This window comes from Pseudomonas sp. GW821-FHT07E12, from assembly GCF_058986605.1.
Genome location: NZ_JBYSVX010000003.1, coordinates 115,817 through 139,603, shown reverse-complemented (window position 1 = coordinate 139,603; position 23,787 = coordinate 115,817). Strand labels below are relative to the sequence as shown.

The following is a 23,787-nucleotide window of genomic DNA, read 5'->3' as shown; positions in this document are numbered from 1 at the left end:
AGTGGCCGCGACCCAGAAACTTCCGCGCGGAGCTAAGCCGCTGGCAACGCACCTCAATTCCGGATGGAGAAGCGAAGTTTATAGACATACAGGCAGTTATTCTCTGAAGGTTACGCAATTGGCTCGCCGGCCCAGCGGCGATCAAGGCCGTTGTAAGCAATAACTGAGGTTACTAATGACGAGTGGGATTAAACGCCACAGTGGACGTAGTTTGATTGACGGCACTGCCCAGGGCGAGTTGCTTTTTGCGGACGTGGGCCTCAGCTTTTGGGGTGGTGTTAACTCAATCACCGGTGACGTAATTGACCAGCATCACCCGCTAGCCGGAAAGAACCTTGCCGGACGAGTGTTAGCCATTCCTTCGGGAAGAGGGTCGTGCACCGGTAGTAGTGTCATGATGGAGTTGATCAGTTCCGGTCATGCGCCTGCGGCATTAATCCTTGCGGATGTGGACGAGATTCTTGCCCTGGGCGTGCTGTTGGCCGAGATGATCTACGACCGCTCGCTTCCAGTCGTCAGCATCGGCAAGGAGGCATTTGCAGATTTGGAAGGCTGTCGATATGCCCGAGTTAGCGATACGGTCGTTCAAGCTTCCGAACAGCCTTTGGCGGGTGAGTTGACGTCGAAAAAATCCGCTAATACGCTGGACTTCACGAACTGCCAAGTTGTACTGAATGAGCAGGACGGCAAAATGTTAGCCGGCCAAAATGGGAAAGCTTCCCAGGTAGCGATGCAGGTGGTTTTGCGTATGGCAGAACTGCAGGGCGCTACAGAGCTTGTTAATGTGACCCAAGCACACATAGACGGATGCATATACACCGGTCCTGCAAGCCTTCGTTTCGCCGAACAATTGGTCGATTGGGGCGGTAAGGTTGTCGTACCAACCACTTTGAACTCGATCTCCGTTGATCAACGCCGCTGGCGCGCGTTGGGTGTCGACCCGGCATTTGGCGAGCCTGCAAGTGCCTTGGGTGACGCCTACATGGCAATGGGTGCGCGAATGAGTTACACCTGCGCACCTTACTTGCTCGAAACAGCACCTCAGGCGGGTGAGCAAATCGTCTGGGCCGAGTCCAATGCTGTTGTCTTCGCTAATAGTGTTCTGGCGGCCCGCACATTGAAGTACCCGGACTATCTGGATATCTGCATTGCTATATGTGGGCGGGCTCCGCTTTCAGGCTGTCATCTGGATGAAAACAGAAAGGCCCAATTGCGCATTCAGATCGAAATGCCTGAAGAGGTCGATGATGCGTTCTATCCTCTACTTGGATATCACGTAGGCTTGCTGGCAGGGAAACGAATCCCTATTGTCTACGGCCTTGAAAATGCTGCGCCGACCTTAGATCATCTCAAAGCGTTCTCAGCAGCGTTTGGTACCACCTCGGGTGCGCCACTTTTTCATATCGCTGGAATCACTCCAGAAGCGATTGATCCTGAACGGGCGCTGGGCGCTGCGACCCCTCCAGATGTGCTTTCCGTGAACGTCACAGATCTAATTTCCAGCTGGATTGTATTGAATAGTGCCAGCGATCCAGCTGTCGGCATCGTGTCTTTGGGAAATCCCCATTTCTCACTTTCCGAGTTCCGTACACTGGCCGGAATGTGCAAAGGTCTCAAAAAGTCACCAGGCACGGCAATGGTGATTACCTGCGGCCGCTCAATCTATGAGCAAGCAGAAAAAGCAGGATTTGTGGCAGAGCTCGAGCGATTTGGTGCCCAGATTGTGAACGATACCTGCTGGTGCATGCTCGGTGAGCCCGTAATTCCTCCAGCTGCAAAGACTGTCATGACTAACTCGGCGAAGTTTGCTCATTACGCGCCGGGATTGGTGGGGCGTCCAGTGCATTTCGCTAGCTTGTCCAGCTGTGTTGAGGCGGCAGTCAAGGGCCGTACGGACAGCACCTACCCCTTATGGCTGCAGACCGTTCCCTGCTGACCTACAGCAGTGTACCGATTTCGGATAATCGAAATCGGTACATGGGCCGCCAACTAAACTGGGACTATTGACCCGACGTGAAGCGCCTAACGAAAACAGGGCAGGCCATGGTTTCGGATGGTGCAGGACTGCGAATGGCGCGACGGTCGATGGACGTCCTCCGTTGCGTCACGAGCATCTGGTGAGCAGAAGCCGTCTTGGCTCGACATCCGATGAGACAAGTTCAGCTACTTCGCCCCATCAAGCAGCCACTGCGCAATTGTCTTAAGGTCCGCATCGGACACCTGTGCCTGAGGCGGCATGGGCATCGGCCCCCACTTGCCCGAACTGCCGCCCTTGATGCTCGCGGCGAGCTGCTCGGCGGTTATCTTGCCATCGCCGTACTTCTCCGTGATCTGCTTCCAGGACGGGCCAACAACTTTTGTGGCAGGCTGGTGACAGGCGATGCATGCGTTCTTCTGCACAAGGGCTTGGTTGGCTGCGGCCTGGCCAGGCAGGAAAGCACCTGCCGCCAACGTCACGGCGAATGACGCGAGGGCGACTCGACGAGTTAAGGGCGTTCGCCGTGTTCGGGTGCGCGGGCTTGTGGGGAGACTCATAGTTTTTTCGCTTCAAGACAGGTTGAGGTAAAGAATAGAAGGCGCCGCCGCGGTGTGTTCAATGGCGGCACCTCTTTGCTGACGGGAGTCGTTCTGCGATCTGTCCTTGGCCACCTGCACGGATTCGCCGAGCGCGATGCCATTCTTGGCGGCCACGATCTCCGCCATGATGGACAGTGCGATTTCGGCCGGTGTCTTGCTGCCGATGTACAGGCCTGCTGGTCCTCTCAGTTTGCTGAGCACGGCATCCGAGAATCCAAAGTGCTCTTTGAGCCGGGCTCGACGCGTCTGCGTATTGCGGCGCGAGCCAATGGCGCCGATGTAGAACGCGCCCGACTCGAGGGCTTCGAGCAATGCAAGGTCATCCATCTTCGGGTCATGGGTCAGGGTGATCACTGCTGTGCGTGCGTCAGGCTGCAACCGTCGCACCAAGTCATCCGGCATCTCCCGGCTCGTGGTCACGCCGTCCAGGCGCCACGTTTCATGCTGCTCGCGGGGGTCGCAAACGATCACCTCAAACCCCAGGCTCAACGCGATCTGGCAGACATAGCGAGGCAGGTCACCGGCACCGACGATGATCAGCCGAATGCGCGGTCCGAGGAAGGTCGTCAGAGATTGCGCATCGAGGCGAGGCACGCCGTCGCGATCCCCTTCGCCGAGCGTGACCCCGCCAGTCTTCAGATCCAGCACACGTCGCGTAGAGCGCCTCTGTTGGCAGGCGAGCAAGAGCTCGTCGATGCGACTGACCGCAGAAACTGGCTCCAGCACCAACTCGATGGTTCCTCCACAAGGAAGACCGAAGCGATGGGCTTCGTCCGCGGAGATGCCGTAGCGCAGAACAGAGGGACGCGACCCGGCGCACAACGCCTGAACGCCGTCCTGCCTGACCTTGTCGATCAGATCGTCCTCGATACAACCACCCGACACCGATCCGACGGTCGCACCCTGATCGTTGATCGCCATAAGCGACCCCGGCGGTCGCGGGGAAGAGCCCCAGGTGCGCGCCACGGTCACCAGCACCACGGTAATCCCGCTAGCTTGCCAGTCACGCGCCGTGCGCAGCACCAGGGTGTCGAGGTCCTCCATCGCGCCACCCATTGCGTGTTCCATCAAGTCAACGTGAAGGGCAGCGTGCGCAAGGGCTTGCCGGTCAGCTGGACGATGGCATTCGCGAAAGCGGGAGCCAACGGCGGCAGGCCAGGTTCGCCCATCCCGGTAGGCGGCTCGGCACTGGGCACGATATGCACAGCGAACTCGGGCATGTCGGTGATGCGTGGAACGGCGAAGTCACCGAAGTTGCTTTGCTGCACTTCGCCGTCCTTCAACGTGATGGCGCCGCCGGGCAGGCACATCGACAGGCCCATGACGGCTGCGCCCTGGACTTGGGCTTCCACGCTGCGCGGATTGACCACAAGATTGCAGTGCACGCCGGCTGTGACGCGGTTCAGCACTGGCTGTCCGTCTTTTACCGAAGCCTCCACGACATAGGCCACGACCGAACTGAAGGACTCGTGCACTGCCACGCCCCAGGCACGGCCCTCGGGCAGTTTGCTTTTGCCGTAGCCGCTTCGGTCGACGGCCAACTGCAGCGCGGCGCGATGGCGGGGATGTTGGTCGCCAAACAGCGCCATGCGATAGGCGACGGGATCCTGCTTGGTCGTGCGCGCAATATCGTCGAGCAAGGTCTCCATCACAAACGCCGTGTGCGTAGAGCCCACGCTGCGCCACCACAGCACCGGCACGTTGAGTTTCGGGTGATGCACCGTCAGGCGCATGGGCAGCGGATACGGGTTACGCATGCCTTCGACCGCAGTGCGATCAATGCCGTTCCTCACACCGGACGAGAACATGGTGCCTGCTGTGATGGACTGTCCCACCAGGGCGTGATCCCACGCCAGCACTTTGCCTTTGTCGTCAAATCCGATGCGCGCACGGTGCAGGTGCATGGGACGGTAATAGCCGCCCTTAATGTCGTCTTCACGGCTCCACAGGGTGCGCACCGGGACATTCAGCCCAGCAGTGCGCGCCGCCTTGGCCACTTCGCACGCCAGTACAACGACGTCGCTGCTACCGGGTCCGCGTCGGCCAAATCCACCGCCCGCTGTCTGCACATTGACGCGCACCTGTTCCGCCGGCATGCCGAGCACGCGTGCAGCAGCCGCAGCGTCAGTGCCGGCGAACTGGGTTCCGACCCACAGCTCGGCGCGTCCCTCGGACAGCTGGACCGTGCAGTTCAACGGCTCCATGGCGGCATGGGCCAGATACGGAAACACGAACTCGGCTTCTAGCTTGTGCGGGGCGGCCTCCAGCGGAGCCATATCCGCCTGGAACTGTTGGGGACCAGGGCGGCTCGCCAGTTCGCGGTACTGCGCCAGTTGCTTCTCGCTGTCCACCTTCTCCACGCTGTCGGTGTCCCACTCCAGCTTGAGCGCATCGCGACCCTGCTTGGCCGGCCAGTAGCCCTCGGCGATGACGGCCACACCTTCCGCACCGCCATCGAAGGGGATGCGTCGTACGGCCTTGACGCCTTTAACCGCACGTGCCGCGCTGTCGTCCACAGATTTCAGCTTGGCGCCGAACACTGGCGGTCGGGCGACCACGGCCGTAAGTTGTCCGGGCAGGCGCATGTCGATGCCGAAATCCTGCTGCCCGCTGCTCTTGGCCTTGGCATCGATGCGGGTGGTGGCTTTGCCGATGATCCGGAACGTCTTGGGGTCCTTGAGCGTGACCTTCTCCGGGACGGGCAGTGCCATGGCCGCCTCGGCCAGTTCACCATAGCTCGCCTGGCGGCCACCCGGGCCGATCACCGTGCCGGCCTGTGTGCGCAGACTGAACACGTCCACGTTCCAGCGTGTGGCTGCCGCAGACACCAGCATGGCCCGTGCGCGCGCACCGAGCTCGCGGTACTGCGTGTAGCTGTTCTTGATCGAGTTGGAGCCGCCGGTGAGGTGCATCCCCGCGCGCGGGTCGTGGTAGGCGGCGGCCTCGGTGCTGTTGCGGCTGCGCACCAGGCTCCAATCGGCATCCAGCTCTTCAGCCAGAATCATGGGAAGTCCGGTCTGGACACCCTGGCCGAACTCTAGTCGGTTGATCGTCACCGTGACCTCGCCGTTGGGCGCGATCTGGACGAAGGCGCTGGGCTGCTCCTGCGGCTTGAGCGCTGCAGCAGCGGAACCGCCGGCCGCGCCGGTCGTCTGCCCCATCGCCAAGTGCGGAAAAGCGCCCAATGCCAATCCACCTATGCCCAGCACCTTCAGAAAGCTGCGGCGCGGATAAGTGGCGGGGGCTTCGGGCTGATCCCGCTCCAGCATGTGCTGCAACGCGCGCGGAAGTTCAACAGGGAAGCATTCGTTCAACATGGTGGCGCTCCGATCAGACCAGGGTTTGGGCTGCATCGGCCACGGCGGCGCGGATGCGGGCATAGGTGCCACAGCGGCAGATGTTGCCCGCCATGGCCGAATCGATCTCGGAGGCCGTAGGGGCCTTGCCTTTGGGTTGCGCCTTGAGAAAGGCCGTCGCACTCATGATCTGGCCGCTCTGACAGTAGCCGCATTGCGCCACGTCGTGTTTCACCCAGGCGGCGTGAACCGCAGCACCCACCGGGTCACTGCCATCCGTCGCGGCCTCGATCGTGGTGATTGCCTTGCCCTCGGCCGCTGCGATGGGGGTGATGCAGGAGCGGATGGCCTGCCCGTCCAGGTGCACGGTACAGGCGCCACACAGCGCCGCACCACAACCGAACTTCGTGCCGGTCAGGCCCAGCGTGTCGCGCAAGGCCCAAAGGATCGGCGTGCTGGGATCGACGTCGACCGTTTGTGCACGGCCATTGATGTTGAGAGTGCTCATGGTGGGGTTGTTCTCCGCAATAAAGTTGCACCTGCCTTGTGGCGACGACCTGCGTCGAAGCCCGAATTCAGCGATTGACCAAACGCTGGCGATCCTCGGAGTAGCGAGCGCCATGGATGGTGAGTTGGGCCAGCGCCTGTTCGATCTGGCTCAGATCCTCGGGCTCCAGAACGACGGCCACGGCACCGACGTTTTCCTGCAGGCGATGCAGCTTGGTCGTGCCCGGGATCGGCACGATCCAAGGCTTCTGTGCGAGCAGCCAGGCCAGCGCGATCTGTGCCGGGGTGGCCTGCTTCTGCGCTGCAATGCGCCCGATCAATTCCACCAGCACCTGGTTCGCCTTGCGCGCGTCCGGATTGAAGCGGGGAACGGTGTTGCGGTAATCGTCGCTGGCGAAGACCGTCTGCTCGGTGATCGCGCCGGTGAGGAAGCCCTTGCCGAGCGGGCTGAACGGCACGAAGCCGATGCCCAGTTCTTCCAACGTCGGCAAGATCTCGGTCTCGGGCTCGCGCCACCACAACGAGTATTCGCTCTGCAGCGCGGCGACAGGCTGGACGGCGTGGGCGCGACGGATCGCATCGGCTCCGGCTTCGGACAGGCCAAAGTGCTTGACCTTGCCCTGCTGGATCAACTCCTTGACCGTGCCGGCAACGTCTTCGATCGGGACGGCCGGATCCACGCGGTGTTGATAGAAAAGATCGATACGATCGGTCTTCAGGCGCTTCAGCGCAGCATCGGCCACCGCCTTGATGCTGTCGGGATGGCTGTCCAGGCCCTTGGTGGAGTCACCTGACCGGAAACCGAACTTGGTAGCGATCACCACCTGATCGCGGATCGGGGCCAGAGCCTCGCCGAGGACTTCTTCGTTAGTGAAAGGACCATAGGCTTCGGCGGTGTCGAAGAACGTGACGCCAAGATCGACCGCAGCACGGATCAAAGCCACGGCGTCCTTCGTATCCGTTGCCGGTCCATAGGCGAAGCTCAGGCCCATGCACCCCAGGCCGATGGCCGAGACATTCAGGCCGCTAGTTCCAAGTGCGCGTGTTTTCATGGGAATCCTTAATTACAGTCAATTTCTCAGAATTGCTCAAATTTATACCGGCTTCCCTGTGATGAATAGACTGCCAAATCGGGATAGACTCATAACTTCGTCTAATCAATATCGGTAATGTTCCATGGCTAGATTCGATGAACTGGCAGCCTTTGCGACAGTCGTGCGTGAACGCAGCTTTACCCGCGCCGCCGCGCAGATGGGGGTCTCGCAATCCGCCCTCAGTCAGACAGTTCGGGCACTGGAGACCCGGCTCGAACTAAAGCTTTTGAACCGCACGACGCGAAGCGTCTCGCCAACTGAAGCGGGCGAACGTCTTTACCAGACCGTCGCGCCCCGCTTCGCCGACATCGAGGCAGAACTGGCAGTGCTGGGAGACCTGCGCGGCAAGCCTGCGGGCACGGTGCGCATCAGCGCAACCGAGAGCGCTGTGCAGACTCTTGTCTGGCCGCGCTTGAAGCCCTGGCTGCCCCTGCACCCCGACATCAAGGTCGAGATCAGCAGTGACAACCGCTTCATCGATATCGTCGCTGAACGCTTCGACATCGGCGTGCGCCTGGGCAACGACGTCGCCAAGGACATGATTGCCGTACGCATGTCGCCCGAACTCCGCATGGCCGTGGTTGCAAGCCCTGACTATTTGGCGCGTCATAACGCTCCTCAAACGCCAGAGGACCTCACCGGGCATGCCTGTATTGCGTTGCGTTTGCCTACGCATGGTGGCTTGCTGGCTTGGGAGTTCAAGCGCCGGAGCAAAACCCTCAACGTACATCCCAATGGCCAGCTTGTGTTCAACACCACGGCACTGGCTGTACAGGCCGCCCTTGCCGGTCAGGGCCTGGCCTGGGCTTCCGTTAACTTCGTCAAAGAACATCTCGCCGGTGGTGATTTGGTCACGGTCCTGGACGGCTGGGCCATGGTCTATCCCGGCCATCATCTTTACTACGCGAGCCGCAGCGCCTCGCCAGCCCTGATGCTTGTCGTCCAGGCACTGCGAGAGCGGTGATGTGCAGAAGCATCTCGGCTCACCAGCAGTGGCTTGCCTCATCTCAACGCCCTCATCCGCAGCCGGCCGACAACACCCGTAGGGAAATAGTAGACGGACAGTACGAACAGCACACCCAGCCACAACAACCAGCGATCGGGTGACAGCAATGCTGCAAGCCAAGGCAGCGCACTAGCGGCTTCATGACCGACACGCAATAGATCCTGCAAGTAGCTCTGCGCAACCACGAACAGCACCGCGCCGATGGCTGCCCCGTAGATCGTGCCCATGCCACCGATCACCACGATCAAAAGCACGTCGATCATGATCTCGAAGCTCAGCGATGTGTCCGGGCCGTTGTAGCGCAGCCAGATGGCGAGCATCGCGCCGGCCAGCGTCGCGAACAAGGCAGACAGCACCGCTGCCGTCGTACGGTAGACCACCACGCGGTAACCGATAGCCTCAGCGCGAAACTCGTTCTCGCGGATCGCCTGCAGCACGCGACCGAACGGCGAGTTGACGATGCGCAGCAGCGCCAGCACCAGCACCACCGCGGTGACGAACAACAGGTAATAGCACAGCAACCGCCCGTCGAGCGAGACGCCTAGGAAGGGCTCCTGTGCGAACTCGAAGCTCGGTGAGATCAACTCCGGCAATCTGAAGGTCAGCCCGTCTTCGCCGCCTGTGAACTGCGAGAGTTGCGAAGCCAATGTCTGGAAAGCCGACGCGACGGCCAGCGTGATCATCGCAAAGAAGATAGCCCTGACCCGCAGCGAGAAAAGACCGATGGTCAGGGAAAGCACGAGTGACACCGCCAACGATGCGCCGAGGCCGATGAACAGCGCCTCCCACCCCGAACCCAGGCGCGAGGCCGATATCGCGATGCCATAGGCACCGATACCGAAGAACATCGTGTGTGCAAAGCTCACGATGCCGGTGTAACCCAGCAGCAGGTCAAAACTCGCCACGAGCACGATGAAGACGAGGATCTTGGCTGCAACACTCAGCGACTTCACGCCCGGGAACAGAAATGGTGCGAAGGCCAGCGCCAGGAACAGCGCGACCAGGAGCAGCGCGAGCCAACGGCTGCGCGGCAAATCATTGGAAAGAAGGCGTGTCAAAAACATAAGTCGATCCTCTTCACCGGCTGCTCGCCACGGGGTACACACCCTGCGGCCGCCATAGAAGCACCGCCACCATCAGGAAGATGCTTGCGAACTGCGTGAGCGTGGGCACCAGGAAGCCGACGTAGTTGGTCATCAGGCCCACGAGCAAAGCGCCGATCAGCGCGCCACCTGTCGAGCCCAGCCCGCCGATGATGATGACGATGAAGATCAGCACATTAACCTGCGCACCCATCTGCGGAACGAGGTTCTGCTGGAACAGTCCCCACATCACGCCGCCCAGGCCCGCCAGCGCGCTGCCCACGACAAACACGCCGACAAACAGCCGACCGATGCGATAACCAAGGGACTCGACCATCTCGCGGTCCTGCACGCCGGCGCGGATCAAGAGGCCGATCTTGGTGCGCCCGAGCGTCCAGGCCAGCAACCCGAAGACGACGAGGCCGACAGCCACCGCCAGCAGGCGGTACTTGCTGATCGCCGCATCGGCTACGAAGACCGAGCCGCGCAAGGCGTCGGGCAGCGGCAGCGGGATCTGCGCCGGGCCCCAGATCACCTTGATCAGCTCTTCACCGATGATCATCCCGCCCATGGTGATGAGGATCTGCTTCAGGTGCTGGCCGTACACCGGCCGCACGATGAAACGCTCGAAGGCCAGCCCCACGGCGCCGGCCACGAGCATCGCGACCAGCATGGCGGGGAACACCGCCACCAGGTTGCGCCAGAGTTCGCCGGAGCCGGTCCAGTCGCCCATCAGCCCGAGCACGCTGCTCGCGACGAAGGCGCCCAGCGCGATGAACACGCCGTGGCCGAAGTTCAGCACGTCCATCAGGCCGAAGACCAGCGTGAGGCCCGAGGCGATGATGAAGATGATCATGCCCATCGCCAGGCCCGCAACCGTGAGCGTGAGCCAGGTAGACAACGAGCCGGTCAGTGGCAGCGCGATGAGCGCGAGCACCGGCACAAGCGCGAGCGGCTTCCAGTCCAGAGCGAGGGTTTTCATAGTGCGAGTCCAAGCAGCGACTGCTGCAGCTGTTCGTCGGCAGAAAATGCGGCCATGCTGCCGCTGTGCACTACCCGGCCGTCGTCCATCACAGCCACGTTGTCGCCCAGCCGCTGCGCGAAATGGATGTTCTGTTCGACCAGCAAGATCGTCACGCCTTGCGCCTTGAGCTCGCCGAAGGCGTCGATCATGTTGTTGATGATGGCGGGCGCCAGTCCCTTGCTGGGTTCATCGACAATCAGCAGCTCGCGCGGCTCGACGATGGCGCGGGACACAGCCAGCATTTGCTTTTGACCGCCGGAGAGCTTGCCAGCCGGGTAGTTCCAGAACTTCTCGACCGCAGGGAAGAGCTTGAAGATCCACTTCAGGCGGGCGTCGTCCATCAAATCAACGTTCTTCGCACTGCGTGCGGCAAGCAACATGTTTTCCTTCACCGTGAGGTCGCTGAAGATCCCCATGTTCTCGGGCACGTAAGCAATGCCGAGTTCCGCAATCTCGGGCGTTCGCAGCGAAGTGATGTCATGACCGTTAAAGCGCACGCGCCCTTGCGATGCGTGCCACAAGCCCATCACCGTGCGCAACGTGGTGGTCTTGCCTGCACCGTTGCGGCCGAGCAGCATGGTGAGCTGGCCTTTCGGCACCGCCAGGTCGACGCCATGCAGGATGTGGTACGCGCCGATGTGCGTATGCACGGCCTCAAGGGTCAGCAGATTCGTGGTGCTCATGCGGCCTCCTTGGCCATACCCAGGTAGGCTTCCTGCACCACCGGCGAAGCGATCACTGCCGCCGGCTCTCCGTCGGCCACGAGCTGGCCGTTGTGCAGCACGATGATGCGATCGGCGAGTTCGCGAACCACGTCCATCTTGTGTTCGACCAGCAAGATGGTCTTGGTCTTGTCCTGTTTGAGTTGCCGGATCAAGTCGAGGATGACTGGGGCCTCGGCCGCGTTCATGCCGGCAGTCGGTTCATCGAACATGAAAACCTTGGGCTCTAACGCCATCAACAGCGCGACCTCAAGCTTGCGCTGGTCACCATGCGGAAGGCTCGCCACCGTGGCGTGCTCTTTTGACTTGAGATTGATCTGCGCCAGCAGCTCATCGGCGCGCGCCGTCAAAGCCTTGTGGTCGCTCCAGATGCTCCAGAGATTCAAGCCGCGGCGGTGCGCGCCCTCGCGCGTGGCCTGTACGGCCAGCCGCACGTTCTCCAGTACTGTGAGGTTGGGAAACAGGTTGGTGAGCTGAAAGGCTCGACCCAGGCCCGCGTGCGTCCGGGCCGACGGTGAGAGGCCCGACAACGGGTGACCGTCGAGCGACACCGACCCCGCGCTCGCCTTAAGCTGGCCCGAGATCAAGTTGAAATAGGTGGTTTTCCCCGCCCCGTTAGGGCCGACGATGGCTGTCAACGTGCCCGGTGCAAAGTTGCACGAGACATCATTGACTGCAACGTGGCCTCCGAAGCGAATAGTGAGTCCGCAGGTTTCAAGCATCTCGGATCAGCGCTTGTTCTTGATCGGAATGTCCATCTCCTCGGGCTTGATCTCCCGAACCAACTCAGGCACGCCCCACGCGACTGCAGGATCATTCTTGATCTTGAAGTGGTACATCGATTGCAGGGCTTGATGATCCTCCTTGCGGAAGGTCATGTTCCCTTTGGGCGTATCGAAGCTCATGCCCTCCATGGCACCGATCAGCTTGTTGGTTCCTGTGTCGCCGCCTGTCTTCTTCAGCGCAGTCACTACAGCCACTGCTGCCGAAAAACCTCCGGCAGTAAAGAAATCCGGCGGCGACTTGAACCGCTTGACATGCTCCCTGACGAGCCAGTCATTCACCTCATTTTTGGGCAGGCCGTGGTAGTAGTAGGTAGCGCCCTCCATGCCCGGCAAGTTCTTGTAGGGAGCCATCGCGAGATGGGTGTTTCCTGCCGCAGCAATCTCGATGCCGAAGCGTTTGGGGTCCATTTCTGCGATTCGGTACGGATTTCCAGTGCCCGCCCAAACGATAAAAATCACCTTTCTGCCTGGCTTGTCTTTCAGGGCATCGAACAGCCGCTGGGCACCGGCAGTGAAGTCCGAGGTGTTGAAAGGAAGGTATTCCTCGTGCACGACCTTCGCATGCTTCAGCGCCTGCTTGAATGCCTTGACGCCGTCACGACCGAATGCGTAGTCCTGCACCAGCGTGCCGATGGAGACGCCCTCCTTGTCCAGCACCGCAGCGGCTGAACTGGCATCCTGGGATGAGTTGCGACCGGTTCGGAAGATGAAGCGGTTCCATTTTTCGCCCGTGATGGCATCGGCTACGGCAGGCTCCACGAGCAGAATTTTCTTGTACTCCTCCGCAACGGGAAGCATCGCGAGCGCAGCGCCCGAGCTGGTGGGGCCGATCGCGATATCGGCTTTGTCATCGCCGTACGCTGCAGCCAACTGAGCCTTTGCAACGTCTGGCTTGCCCTGTGCGTCACGCTCAATCACGACCAGCTTTTTTCCGTTGACTTGCATGGTGCCTTGCGTGGCGTAGTCGAGCCCTAGCATCAGTCCGGTCTGGGTCTGGACCCCGTAAGACTCCAACGGGCCAGTCTTGTCGTAAATGTGGGCGATGCGAATGTCTTGCGCATGCGCACTGGACATGGCAAAGGTGAGAGCGAGAAGCAACAGAATCTTGATACGCATTTTTGTCTCTTGATGATGGAGTTAGGGGGCTGAGTGGCGAGGCGCTGAGCCCTGCAGCGCAGGTCGGGGTGACGGTGTCAGGCTAGCGAATGGCGGGCGATGAATCGGCTTACGGCGTTCCACTGCAACGGCACATTCAGTGCAGGGGCGTGGCCGCAGTCACCGATCTCCAGAATCTCGAGCTGTGGACGACTTCGCTTCATCGCGACGGCATGGTCCGGCAAAACGATATCGGAGGACTCTCCGCGTAAGAGCAGCATCGGGATCTGGAGGCCTTCGAAAGCCGGCCACTGGTTGAAGTCATTCGGGTGAGCGACCAACTGCTGAACAATGGCAGGGTCGTAGTGGGTGGTGATCCGGCCATCGGCCAGCCGGCGCATCGAAGTGACCGCCATGTGGCGCCACTGCCGATCGCTGTGCCATCCGAATGGACGGTATATTTCTCTGCAGTACGCTTCGAACTGAGCCACCGACGCGAATTCCGGCGGTGTTCCGATGTAGTTCCTGATGCGATGCATCGCTACCGGATTTGGCTCGGGACCCATGTCGTTGAGAATCAGCGCATCCATCCGCCCTCGGAGCGTGCTTGCGGCGACACGGATTCCAAGAGCCCCTCCCATGGAAGTCCCGACCCATGAGAAACGCTGGACGCCCAACTGGTCGAGCAGCGTTGCTGCTAACTGCGCGTAGTACTCGAAGCAGTACTCGACTGCCGGGCGCTCGCTCCACGATGACAGCCCCCGACCAATGGTGTCCGGCACGATCACCCAGTAGTCAGAGGCTAACGATTGCGCAAGCGCATCGAAGTCGCGAGCAGTGCGCGCCAGACCGTGCCACAGAACCACAGCAGGCTTCTTTGGGTCGCCCCATTCGACATAGTGGATCTCGTGACCATCGCAGGTCACGAAATTCGGCGTTGCGCTCGAGATGGTCTCTTTGTTCAATTTGTCTCCTTGCTTTTGTGATGAGATGTCGCTCAGCCGTCATTTGGGCCACGCGTCGTTTGCGACCTCAACGCTTTGCGGATCACCTTACCGGTGGCAGTCATCGGGAGGGCATCGACAAAGCGGACTTCACGCGGGTACTCATGGGCAGCCAATCGACGGCGGACCAAATCCTGCAGCTCCGCTGCCAGTGTGTCGGATGCCACGAAGCCTGGGCGCAGAACAACAAAGGCAGTCACACGCTCTGTCCTGATCGGATCGGGCACACCCACGGCGGCCGCGGATGCCACCGCCGTATGGGTGATCAAGCAGTCCTCGATCGGTCCCGGCCCGATCCGGTAGCCAGCGCTCGTGATCAGGTCGTCGGTTCGGCCTACGAAATGGATGTAGCCATCGACGTCCTGGAAGCCTGCATCGCCCGTCAGCAGATAGTCGCCGGCGAATTTCTCAGCGGTTGCTTCAGGTTGGCGCCAGTACCCGAGAAACATCACGGGATCGGGCCGTTGGATGGCGATGTTGCCCGCCTGCCCGGGCGGTAGTTCGCGGCCCGCCTCGTCGACCACGGCCACGGCGTGGCCTGGCACAGGCTTGCCTATGGCACCCTTAGCCCGGGCAAACAAGGCCGTGCAGCCTGAGACGACCATGTTGCATTCGGTCTGCCCATAGAACTCATTGACCTCCACACCGAATGCCTTGCGCGTCCACGCCACAAGCTCCTCGCCCAAGGCCTCCCCACCACTGGCGATCGAGCGCAACGTGAAGTTCAGCGCAAGCTGCGCAGGCCAGCCCGCTCGCAACTGCTTCAATGCCGTGGGCGGCATGAAAACATTGCGGACGCCGTGCCGCTGCATCAGGTCAAATGCCGCGGGTGCATCGAACTTACGGAACCGGTGCGCAAGCACTGGCACGCCGTGGTGCCAGGCAGGAAGCAGGACATCGAGCAGTCCGCCGATCCAGGCCCAATCCGCAGGTGTCCAAAAGAGATCGCCTGGATACGGCAACCCATTGTGTGAAAGCTCGACACCCGGCAAATGCCCGAGCAGCACGCGATGCGCGTGCAATGCACCCTTGGGCTTCCCGGTTGTGCCGGAGGTGTAGATCAGGATCGCAGGATCTTCGGCGCCTGTTTGCACGCTCTCAAATGCAGTTCCTTGTGCCTCTAGCGCGTTCCAAAAATCTACTGCATCAGCCGCTGCAGGCACCTCGTCAATACAAAAAACGAAAGCCAGCGATGGAAGTTCCGCTCGCAACTCGGCGATCTTTGCAAAGCCAGCGCTATCCGTGAGCAGAATGCGGGCGCCACTGTCGTTCAGTCTGAACAGAAGCGCATCGGGGCCGAACAAAGTGAACAGCGGGACTGCGATCGCGCCACTTTTGTACGTCGCCAAGTGTGCTATGGCTGTCTCGACGCTCTGTGGCAGAAGAATGGCGACACGGTCCAGGGCCTGCAGACCGCACTCGGCAAAAGCGTTAGCCAACTGGTTGCTGCGCGCCTCTAGCTGATCGAACGTGTAGCGGCATACACCTCCCGCTTGGTCTTCCTCGATCAGCGCCAACCGCTCAGAGCCGTCGGCCCACTTGGTGCAGACATCGTCCGCAATGTTGAAGACGACGGGGACGTTCCAACGATGAGTGCCGGCAGCGTAGGGATGAAGCAAAGGAGTGGCGGTCATGAACTGGCTTTGAGAGTTGCGCGGTCAAACGCCGGCTTCTGCTTTTTGCGCAACTTCCGTTCCAACTGGCGAAAACCCTCGGTTTAGTGCCGTGTACGGCCACAAAGTCGCCTGTTTTGAGGGTTAACCGCTACGATCTGAACTAGCAGCTGTTCAATGTGTGGACAGCAAAATCCAGCTACTGGACAGGAGGTCCGCGATGAGCACTTCGGCAGGTTTGGCGACGCATGCCTGGGCTACGGACAAGATCTCGAGTCTTGCAGAGCGCTCTTTCTTCTCGACCATGGAGGCCGCCTCTGCCGGCACGCTTGCCACGGATCACGAAGCTCGGATCGTCTGGATAAACGAAAAATACTGTCGCCTCATCGGGGTCACGGCAGGTGACCTGATCGGCCAGCCCATATCGTCCGTGCTCCCTGAGAGCCGCATTCCCGAAGTGCTGTCGACAGGCCAGTCGATCGTGCTCGACGTGATGGCTTTTGGGAGCGCGAACTACGTCGTGTCCCGCTTCCCTGTGTTCGACAACAGCAAGAACATCATTGGTGCGTTTGGCTTCGTGCTGTACAGCACCGACAGCTTCGATCTTTTCCAAGGACGGCTTGCACAGCTGTCCTCGTTGAAGGGGCCACAGGAAAAGGCGATTGATCGACGAACCGCCAACGCTCATGTGGCGGAGTTCTCAGGTAAGAGCAAGGCCGCCACCGAAGTACGCCGTCTTTCGTCACAAGCGTCTAAAAGCGGCGTCTCGGTCCTGATCACAGGCGCAACGGGCAGTGGTAAGGAAGTCGTGGCGCAATCCATCCACGCGCGATCCAAGCGTGCAGCAAGCAACTTCGTCGCGGTCAACGTTGCTGCAATCCCGGAGACCCTGTTCGAGTCCGAGTTCTTTGGTACAACGCCTGGCGCATTCACGGGCGCTGACCGACGAACCCGTATGGGCAAGCTTCAACTGGCGGATGGCGGCACCCTTTTCTTGGATGAAGTCGGCGACATGCCACAGGGCGCACAGGTCAAGCTTCTCCGCTTTCTAGAGAGCGGTGAATTCGAATCGTTGGGCTCCAATCGTCTGCAACGTGTTGATGTGCGGGTCATTGCGGCAACGAGCGTTGACCTTCGCAAAGCGGTTGCGGACAAGCGTTTTCGTTCCGATCTTTATTACAGATTGAATGTGCTGCCGATCGTTGTGCCCGCCTTGTGCGACAGGAGCGAGGATGTTGGCGAACTAAGTCGTTTATTGCTCGAGCAAATCGCGAGGCGAAGCCAAATGCCGACCCCTGAACTGCTGTCCTGCGCTGTTGACCGACTGCAGGCGCAGGAATGGTCTGGCAATGTGAGGGAGCTGCGCAACGTGCTTGAGCGGTGCAGCATGTATGTGGAAGGCGCGTCAATCAATGCTGCCGTGGTGGATCGCGCATTCGCACTCGATCCGCTCAATCCCTGCGCGGCCGCAATGGAGCCGACCCCATTGCAGTCACTTGCAGAAGCGGTTGCAGCTCTTGAGCGAGAAAGGATTGGCGCAGCCCTCGTGGAGAGCAAAGGCTCGATTGCTCAGGCAGCCCAAGCCTTGCGCATTTCAAGGACTACTCTGTATAAGAAGGCCAATCAGCTGGGCCTACTTGAAACTTGAGGCTATTTCAAACCGGATCGCGATGCTTTACCAAGCATCGCGTTTCACCTTCTAGCGCTGCTGATGTGGACTCAGTAATCTTCATCCGGCCCAGCAGCAGCTGAGGCGGTATCCGGTCATTCAAGCGTCTGGGCCCAGACCTAAAAGCTTGCGCAGCGCTGCCGCGTCGGTGTTGGCCCTGAATCCAGGGCCGCCTCGCTGGAAGGTGCGGGCTGTCGAAAGGTTACCGGTAATGACAGGAATGGATCCCAAGTCCCGGGTCAGCTGAGCCGCGACTTGAAGTGCCTGCGCATCATTGCTCGCCAATGGCACACCCAGTTTTGCGTTGTCGCGGCGTGCAGAAGCACTGATCGATGACGCATCGGTTGCACTGAAGGCACGCACCAGTCGCGTCCCTGGCAAGTATTTGGCCGAGGTCTCGCCAACACCACTGGCATAGGCTTCTCGGGACAGCGGGTTACCCTCGTCCGGCGGTGGGTTGGTGGCGTCCAGCACGATCTTCCCGCGCAGAGCCGGTGCCAGGTCGCGTCCGAGGTCAGGCAATGCGTTGTATGGCGTCGCGAAGAGAACGACCGAGCCAAACTCCGCTGCTTGCCGCGAGGTGCCAACAGAAGCCTTTGGCCCCAGCTCCTTTGCCATTGCTTCCAACTCCGAGGGATTGCGCGTGGAGAACATGACCTCGTGCCCCGCCTGCACCCAGAGGCGGCCAATCGTCCCGCCATGGGAGCCAGCGCCGACGATTCCAATACGCATCTTTTCCGCTGCGTTTCCAATTGCCGGCATCAGGGTTAAAACCGATAACGCCCCCAGAGCGAGCAAGACAGAACGGCGAGTTGTCGACATGACGGCAATCCTTAAGTAGTTGGCAATCGCTTTAGATTTAACACTACCTACGCCTCGCTAATAACCACCGAATACCGCAAGGCCTCATTAGTGAATCTAATGAGTCATCGAACGCCACCACCTGTACATTCTTAATGATACACAGGGAACACCGACGATCCGAAAGCTGAATTCGCGTGCGCAGTGGTTAGCGTACTACGGAAACATTTCGCCTCGCAGTTCCTTAAAACCCTTCTGCGCTGCAGGCGCCATTGGACTTGCCCTCGGCTCGACACCGATCGAGCGAGATCTGCGGGAAGCACTGCAGGCGCGGCGCATATCCAAGGCATCTGACCAGCATGACCCAGCTCGATTCCCCTCCGCTCATTGTCCGAGTTCTACAACGATTGGGCGATGTTCGCGCAGCTGAGGCGCGGGCCCTCGGGTGGGCTTGCCTGTACGTGTTCGTCCTGTTTCTTGCCTACTACGTGCTCAGACCGATCCGCGACGAACTGGGCGTCGCCGGCGGCGTGCGCAACTTGCCCTGGTTGTTCACCGGCACGCTCGTCGCAATGCTCGCCATCAACCCGCTTTTTGCCTATGTCGTGCGCGGTTGGCCGCGCGAGCGCTTCATCGCCATCACGTACCGATTCTTCATGGCGAACCTGCTGGCCTTTCTGCTGTTGCTGAAGTTTTCGGACCCCGCACAGCAGATCTGGGTCGGCCGGGCCTTCTTCATCTGGGTATCCGTCTTCAACCTCTTCGTCGTCTCGGTGTTTTGGTCGTTGATGGTGGACATTTTCAATGCCGAACAAGGCAAGCGGCTGTTCGGATTTCTGGCCGCCGGTGCAACAGTGGGCGGAATCGCGGGCTCAAGTCTGACCTCTGGCCTGGTGGCGCAGTTGGGTCAGGCCTGGCTGATGATTGCCTGCGTTGCCCTGCTGGAAGTGGCGGTCTTCGCGGCGCGTCGCCTGGTGCGCTCGACTCAAGACTTCGAACGCAGCGACGACGACAAAGAAACCCAGCGTGCAATGGGCGGCGGAGTGCTTGCAGGAGTGAGCCATACGCTGCGTTCGCCGTACCTGCTGGGTATCGCAGCGTTCATCCTGCTGTATTCGGTCACGTCCACAGTGCTGTACTTCCAACAAGCAGCCATCGCCGAGGCGAACTTCACCGACCGCGCTGCCAGAACGGCTTTCTTTGCAGACATCGACTTCTGGGTGAACGTGCTGACCCTGGTCTTCCAACTGTTCCTCACCGGCCGGTTGCTGAAAAAAATGGGGGTCACCGTCATCCTCTGCGCGCTTCCACTGTGCAGCGTTATCGGCTTTACGTCCCTTTCTTTGTCGTCGACCGTGGCAATTTTTGTCGCCGTGCAGGTCGCTCGGCGCGTCAGCAACTTTGCGTTGGCCAGGCCCACTCGGGAAATACTGTTCACGTCGGTGACGAGGGAAGATCGGTACAAGGCCAAAAACTTCATCGACACCGTGGTTTACCGCGCAGGCGACCAGGTGGGCAGTTGGTCCTATGCAGCGATGCTTGGACTGGGACTGAGCATGAGCGGCATCGCGATCGTGGCGGTGCCGCTGTCGGTGGCGTGGCTACTACTGAGCGTGTGGCTGGGGCTGCGGCACGATAGGCAGATGGCGACCAGTATTGACGACCCATCCACAAGTCGCTTGGCACCCTCTATGCTCAAGCAGTAGCCAGGCGAAGATTATTCGCCTGCGATGTGCCCGACACGGACGGGACTCTGGCAGCGCCACTAGCGCCCGAAGCTGATTTCGCCATGTCAGAGGCGTCGCGCCTGGGTTGCCGCGACAGGTGCTCAGGTCAAACGTCTACCCAATCCTCAAGCACACCTCACCAAGAGGGCGAGTTAAATCAACACGGCAAGATAGCTTGTTACAGCAAGCCTAAGTTGTTCTCGCGCCGCATCCTTGTCGAGACTTCCTTTGTCCGATAGAGCGGTATGCGACAGCGCTCCATAGACCAGCATGGAAATTGTCAATGCTGGTCTATGCGCATCTTGAGTAATTGGCCAATCCGAGCAAGCCTCCAGCAGCAGCCTCCACTGCAGCGTAAATCTGGCGTAGTTTGCGCGGTACTGCACCAGAGGGCTATGCAGCCGCTCGAGCAGGAAGTGCTGCCCCCAACGCGCATGGTCATCCAGGACCATGTCCACCAGAGTGAGCACCGCTTTTTCAACACTCTCTGTCACGGGATGTCCGGCCGCCTCTGCCCGACAATTCTCCACCGTATTCAGAATCCGCTTTGAACGAAAGTGGACGCAGGTTCTCGCAAGCTCCTCCTTGCTGGTGAAGTACTCATAAAAGCTGCCGAGCGCGACTCCGGCGACCATCACGATGTCCCGGATGGTGATCCGCTCGTAGTCGTCCTCCACCAAAAGCTGAACAAAGGCATCCTGAATAGCCACCGATGTCTGCCAGGAGCGCGACTGAACTGGCTTACGCCGAGGCTTGGCAACGGTTGTCTTCCGATCAGTCATGCGTTTCGAAATCCGGACATCACAGTTGAGGCATCTCTCTAGAATTTTCTTAGGCGAGAACGTGAATTTGTTCTCTCGCCGCCAAGACCCATATCGGTTATCACCTGGAGCAGAATCATGTCCGCCGTCGAGACCTCAGCACTCTTACAAAACCCTACCGCACAGCCAGATGCCTACGGCGCGGTGACCCATGTCGTCGAGAATCAGCCGACTGATCTCGTTGACTACAACCTCTTCAATGTTGACATGGCGCTGCGTGAGAATGTTGCGCTTGCTGGCGCCCAATGGGCCACCGCTGACCTCGAACGCTTCGGCTCGCTGATCGGCACCGCCGAGTATCTTGAGCAAGGCCATCTTGCCAACAAGTTCCAGCCCGAGTTCGATACACATGATAGGCATGGTCGTCGCATCGACCAAGCGCGATTTCACCCGTCCTACCATGCGCTGCTGAAGGTAGCGTTCGAGGAGGGATTGCACTCTTCCCCTTGGACAGATCCCAAAGCGGGAGCCCATGTAGCGCGGGCCGCAAAGTTCTATCTTCAGTGTCAGGTTGAAGCCGGGCACGGCTGCCCTATCGCCATGACATTTGCCGCAACGCGTGCGATCCAGATGCAGCCAGATTTGGCAGCGCAGTGGTTGCCGAAGATCACAGCTTGGCATTATGACCCTCGCAACATTCCAGCGGATCAAAAGTACGCTCTCACCATCGGCATGGCCATGACCGAGAAGCAAGGTGGATCGGATGTACGGGCGAACACTACTTGCGCCACACCTGTCGGCGCAGAGGGGCCCGGTCAGGCCTACGAACTGGTTGGACACAAGTTTTTCGTCTCCGCCCCGATGTCCGATGCCTTCCTCGTGCTTGCGCAAGCGCCCGGTGGTCTCTCTTGCTTCCTTCTGCCGCGCTGGCGGCCGGACGGCAGCAAGAATCCGATGCAGGTGCAGCGCCTCAAAAAGAAAATGGGTAACACCTCCAACGCAGCGGGGGAAACGGAGTTGCGTGGCGCCCTTGCCTGGATGGTGGGGCCGGAGGGAAAGGGCGTCTCCACCATCATCGAGATGGTTGCGATGACCCGTTTCGACTGCATGATTCTTTCCGCAGGAGGCATGCGGATGGCACTTACCCAGGCCCTCTACCATTGCCGAAACCGCATTGTTTTCGGCAAGCAGCTCAGTGAGCAACCGTTGATGCAGAACGTCCTGGCTGACCTTGCACTTGAAAGCGAAGCCGCACTGTCGATGACACTGCGAATCGCGCGTGCACTGGATGAGCAAGGAACGGCGCATGAGGATCACATGGCGCGACTGGGCACCGCATTGGGGAAATACTGGATCTGCAAGCGCACTGCACAACATGCTGTCGAGGCCATGGAGTGCGTCGGAGGAAGCGGCTTCATGGAAGACGGTCCGATGCCGCGCCTCTATCGCGAGGCACCCCTGAATGCCATCTGGGAGGGCTGCGGAAACGTGCAGTGTCTCGATGTGATTCGCGTATTTCGGAGAGAGCCAGAGACGGTGGCCGCATTCTTCGACGAAGTCAGCGCAGTCAGGGGGCAATACGTGCCGCTCGATCAGTACGTCGACGAGCTTCGGAACGACCTGGATGACTTGAGCGATATCGAGTACAGGGCCCGGGACGTCGTGGATCGCATGGCGATTGCATTTCAGGCTGCTCAGTTGCTCAAGTCATCACCAAGTTTCGTGGCAGAGGCATTCTGCATATCTCGCATCGAAAGCCGCGGCCATCATCAATACGGCGCGTTGCCTCGTAGTGTTGATGTAGTGGCAATCATGGAACGGGCACTTTGTTCGCAGATCGTTTCGACGCTTGGCAACTAACTTAAGAGCATCGCTCGAAGGACAACCCGGCATTCGCGTGAGTGGCCGTTCCTCGCGCAGCGGCAATCTCACAGAGATGTGCTGGTGCGCGATGCTTCTCATCTGACTTGGGACAAGGAGTTCTTCGACCGCTGGGATCTTCACGACGTGCGCGGATGGCTTACAACGGCACTTAGCCATCCTCCTGTTACGGCTCAATGCTAGCTGGTGGCAACGTCACCGGTGTCGGATGCAGGAAGGCCCTGAGCGCAGCGAAGTCCTCGGGCGTGTCTAGATCGGTCACAAAACCTACTCGATCACTCTCAATCAATGCCACCGCATCGGAATGCACGCGCATCCAGTCTCGAATGCCGGCGTGGACTGGTGTTCGATGGATTTGCTCTACGGCGTCCCAAGCTAGGATGACTGGGTGGCCTCTGACACCATTGACCACAGGAATCTGGGCCAGCATTGCACTCCCACGCCTGCGCCAGACCTCAATCAATGTCGCGATGTCCTGCCCGGTGAGCAACGGAAGGTCAGCGACCAACAGCAACATATCCTGCCCAGGGCGTACGCCCACATGTCGCTCGATCGCCAAGCGCTGGGAGTCGATGAGTTCGGGGTCCGTCCGCGAATGCTTAAAGACCTCCGCACCGCAGCGTATCGCGAGCGGTTCTAAGACAGGTGCATGCGCGCCCATCACAACGCCGACCGTCTCGCAGCCAGCGGCCCGAAGCGCGCAGATCAATCGTTCCAAAAGACTGCTATCGCCGATCAGCAGCGCCGCCTTGGGGCGACGCCCAAGACGTCGACCCAGCCCCGCAGCAAGGATGGTTGCAGAGCAGGCAACGCGGCCAGACTGGACTGTGCAGGGCAAATTAACCATTAGGGTCGCTCTGATTCATTGCGTCCTCACATACCTTACTGCCGAGCGTTACGCGAACTCCTTACCTTCAGCCGGCAGCAGAAGCCGAGACACCGCGCATCACTTAGTTGAGGCAATTCGACTCATAAGGAGAGCTTCTTTAGCTATGCCGATTGTGGCGGCTAATCAATAAGGCGTAACCCACGTAGAGTTCGATGTGACTCATCAGTGGTTGATCCTGAAGTTTGGTCTGACATAAACGCAGATCGCCCCGGTGGCGAGCCGTGCAGCCAGTCATCTGGATGGAGGGAGCAGAC

General features: G+C 60.0%; 20 protein-coding genes. 5 read left to right on the top strand and 15 right to left on the bottom strand.

Annotated elements, in window-relative coordinates; all coding sequences use genetic code 11:
- Positions 1 to 175: 175 nt before the first annotated feature.
- Entirely contained in the window at positions 176 to 1,936 is a 1,761-nt protein-coding gene (gene lhpI / locus AC3WJE_RS03425) for a cis-3-hydroxy-L-proline dehydratase (protein WP_493729373.1), read from the top strand.
- 227 nt (positions 1,937 to 2,163) lie between these two features.
- On the opposite strand, the gene AC3WJE_RS03420 is transcribed toward lhpI, so the two are convergent.
- The 5 genes from AC3WJE_RS03420 to AC3WJE_RS03400 all read right to left on the bottom strand — a co-directional run bounded on the left by AC3WJE_RS03420 (position 2,164) and on the right by AC3WJE_RS03400 (position 7,432).
- Positions 2,164 to 2,457 (bottom strand): c-type cytochrome, encoded by a 294-nt coding sequence (locus tag AC3WJE_RS03420; protein WP_493729372.1) that lies wholly within the window; start codon positions 2,455 to 2,457, stop codon positions 2,164 to 2,166.
- Between the two features lie 90 nt (positions 2,458 to 2,547).
- Complete coding sequence (locus AC3WJE_RS03415; RefSeq protein WP_493729371.1) at positions 2,548 to 3,633, bottom strand: XdhC family protein; 1,086 nt, start codon at positions 3,631 to 3,633, stop codon at positions 2,548 to 2,550.
- Positions 3,634 to 3,644: 11 nt separating this feature from the next.
- Positions 3,645 to 5,894 carry a xanthine dehydrogenase family protein molybdopterin-binding subunit gene (locus tag AC3WJE_RS03410; RefSeq protein WP_493729370.1) on the bottom strand — a complete coding sequence of 750 codons (2,250 nt, stop codon included), beginning with the start codon at positions 5,892 to 5,894 and terminating at the stop codon, positions 3,645 to 3,647.
- 13 nt (positions 5,895 to 5,907) lie between these two features.
- Positions 5,908 to 6,381, bottom strand: coding sequence for a (2Fe-2S)-binding protein (locus AC3WJE_RS03405; RefSeq protein ID WP_493729369.1), 474 nt, complete (start codon positions 6,379 to 6,381; stop codon positions 5,908 to 5,910).
- Positions 6,382 to 6,448: 67 nt separating this feature from the next.
- The gene (locus AC3WJE_RS03400) at positions 6,449 to 7,432 is read right to left on the bottom strand and encodes an aldo/keto reductase (protein WP_493729368.1); all 984 of its coding nucleotides are present in this window, start codon (positions 7,430 to 7,432) and stop codon (positions 6,449 to 6,451) included.
- 124 nt (positions 7,433 to 7,556) lie between these two features.
- Between AC3WJE_RS03400 and AC3WJE_RS03395 the strand changes: the two genes are divergently transcribed.
- Positions 7,557 to 8,438, top strand: a complete 882-nt coding sequence (locus AC3WJE_RS03395; protein WP_493729367.1) for a LysR family transcriptional regulator — start codon at positions 7,557 to 7,559, stop codon at positions 8,436 to 8,438.
- Between the two features lie 38 nt (positions 8,439 to 8,476).
- On the opposite strand, the gene AC3WJE_RS03390 is transcribed toward AC3WJE_RS03395, so the two are convergent.
- From AC3WJE_RS03390 to AC3WJE_RS03360, 7 genes are all read right to left on the bottom strand, one after another.
- Positions 8,477 to 9,586: a branched-chain amino acid ABC transporter permease gene (locus AC3WJE_RS03390; RefSeq protein ID WP_493729366.1), complete on the bottom strand. Its 1,110-nt coding sequence runs from the start codon at positions 9,584 to 9,586 to the stop codon at positions 8,477 to 8,479.
- A complete protein-coding gene (locus AC3WJE_RS03385; RefSeq protein WP_493729365.1) occupies positions 9,558 to 10,544 on the bottom strand; it encodes a branched-chain amino acid ABC transporter permease in 987 nt (328 codons plus the stop codon). The genes AC3WJE_RS03390 and AC3WJE_RS03385 overlap by 29 nt, the downstream gene beginning before the upstream one ends.
- Positions 10,541 to 11,269: an ABC transporter ATP-binding protein gene (locus tag AC3WJE_RS03380; RefSeq protein ID WP_493729364.1), complete on the bottom strand. Its 729-nt coding sequence runs from the start codon at positions 11,267 to 11,269 to the stop codon at positions 10,541 to 10,543. Before AC3WJE_RS03380 ends, AC3WJE_RS03385 begins: the two co-directional genes overlap by 4 nt.
- Positions 11,266 to 12,030, bottom strand: coding sequence for an ABC transporter ATP-binding protein (locus AC3WJE_RS03375; protein ID WP_493729363.1), 765 nt, complete (start codon positions 12,028 to 12,030; stop codon positions 11,266 to 11,268). The genes AC3WJE_RS03380 and AC3WJE_RS03375 overlap by 4 nt, the downstream gene beginning before the upstream one ends.
- Positions 12,031 to 12,036: 6 nt before the next feature.
- Positions 12,037 to 13,209, bottom strand: coding sequence for a substrate-binding domain-containing protein (locus AC3WJE_RS03370; protein ID WP_493729362.1), 1,173 nt, complete (start codon positions 13,207 to 13,209; stop codon positions 12,037 to 12,039).
- A gap of 77 nt (positions 13,210 to 13,286) precedes the next feature.
- Positions 13,287 to 14,153: an alpha/beta fold hydrolase gene (locus tag AC3WJE_RS03365; protein WP_493729361.1), complete on the bottom strand. Its 867-nt coding sequence runs from the start codon at positions 14,151 to 14,153 to the stop codon at positions 13,287 to 13,289.
- A gap of 32 nt (positions 14,154 to 14,185) precedes the next feature.
- Positions 14,186 to 15,826, bottom strand: a complete 1,641-nt coding sequence (locus AC3WJE_RS03360; protein WP_493729360.1) for an acyl-CoA synthetase — start codon at positions 15,824 to 15,826, stop codon at positions 14,186 to 14,188.
- A gap of 199 nt (positions 15,827 to 16,025) precedes the next feature.
- Between AC3WJE_RS03360 and AC3WJE_RS03355 the strand changes: the two genes are divergently transcribed.
- The gene (locus AC3WJE_RS03355) at positions 16,026 to 17,453 is read left to right on the top strand and encodes a sigma-54 interaction domain-containing protein (protein WP_493729359.1); all 1,428 of its coding nucleotides are present in this window, start codon (positions 16,026 to 16,028) and stop codon (positions 17,451 to 17,453) included.
- A 120-nt stretch (positions 17,454 to 17,573) separates the two neighbouring features.
- On the opposite strand, the gene AC3WJE_RS03350 is transcribed toward AC3WJE_RS03355, so the two are convergent.
- Entirely contained in the window at positions 17,574 to 18,296 is a 723-nt protein-coding gene (locus AC3WJE_RS03350; RefSeq protein WP_493729358.1) for an NADPH-dependent F420 reductase, read from the bottom strand.
- A gap of 338 nt (positions 18,297 to 18,634) precedes the next feature.
- On the opposite strand from AC3WJE_RS03350, the gene AC3WJE_RS03345 reads away from it, so the two are divergent.
- Positions 18,635 to 19,981: an NTP/NDP exchange transporter gene (locus tag AC3WJE_RS03345; protein WP_493729357.1), complete on the top strand. Its 1,347-nt coding sequence runs from the start codon at positions 18,635 to 18,637 to the stop codon at positions 19,979 to 19,981.
- 173 nt (positions 19,982 to 20,154) lie between these two features.
- On the opposite strand, the gene AC3WJE_RS03340 is transcribed toward AC3WJE_RS03345, so the two are convergent.
- On the bottom strand, positions 20,155 to 20,784 hold the full coding sequence (locus tag AC3WJE_RS03340) for a TetR/AcrR family transcriptional regulator (RefSeq protein WP_493729356.1): 630 nt from the start codon (positions 20,782 to 20,784) through the stop codon (positions 20,155 to 20,157).
- Positions 20,785 to 20,901: 117 nt separating this feature from the next.
- On the opposite strand from AC3WJE_RS03340, the gene AC3WJE_RS03335 reads away from it, so the two are divergent.
- A complete protein-coding gene (locus AC3WJE_RS03335; RefSeq protein ID WP_493729355.1) occupies positions 20,902 to 22,623 on the top strand; it encodes an acyl-CoA dehydrogenase family protein in 1,722 nt (573 codons plus the stop codon).
- Between the two features lie 187 nt (positions 22,624 to 22,810).
- Here the strand turns inward: AC3WJE_RS03335 and AC3WJE_RS03330 are convergent, their stop codons facing one another.
- The gene (locus AC3WJE_RS03330) at positions 22,811 to 23,491 is read right to left on the bottom strand and encodes a nucleotidyltransferase family protein (RefSeq protein ID WP_493729354.1); all 681 of its coding nucleotides are present in this window, start codon (positions 23,489 to 23,491) and stop codon (positions 22,811 to 22,813) included.
- Positions 23,492 to 23,787 lie beyond the last annotated feature (296 nt).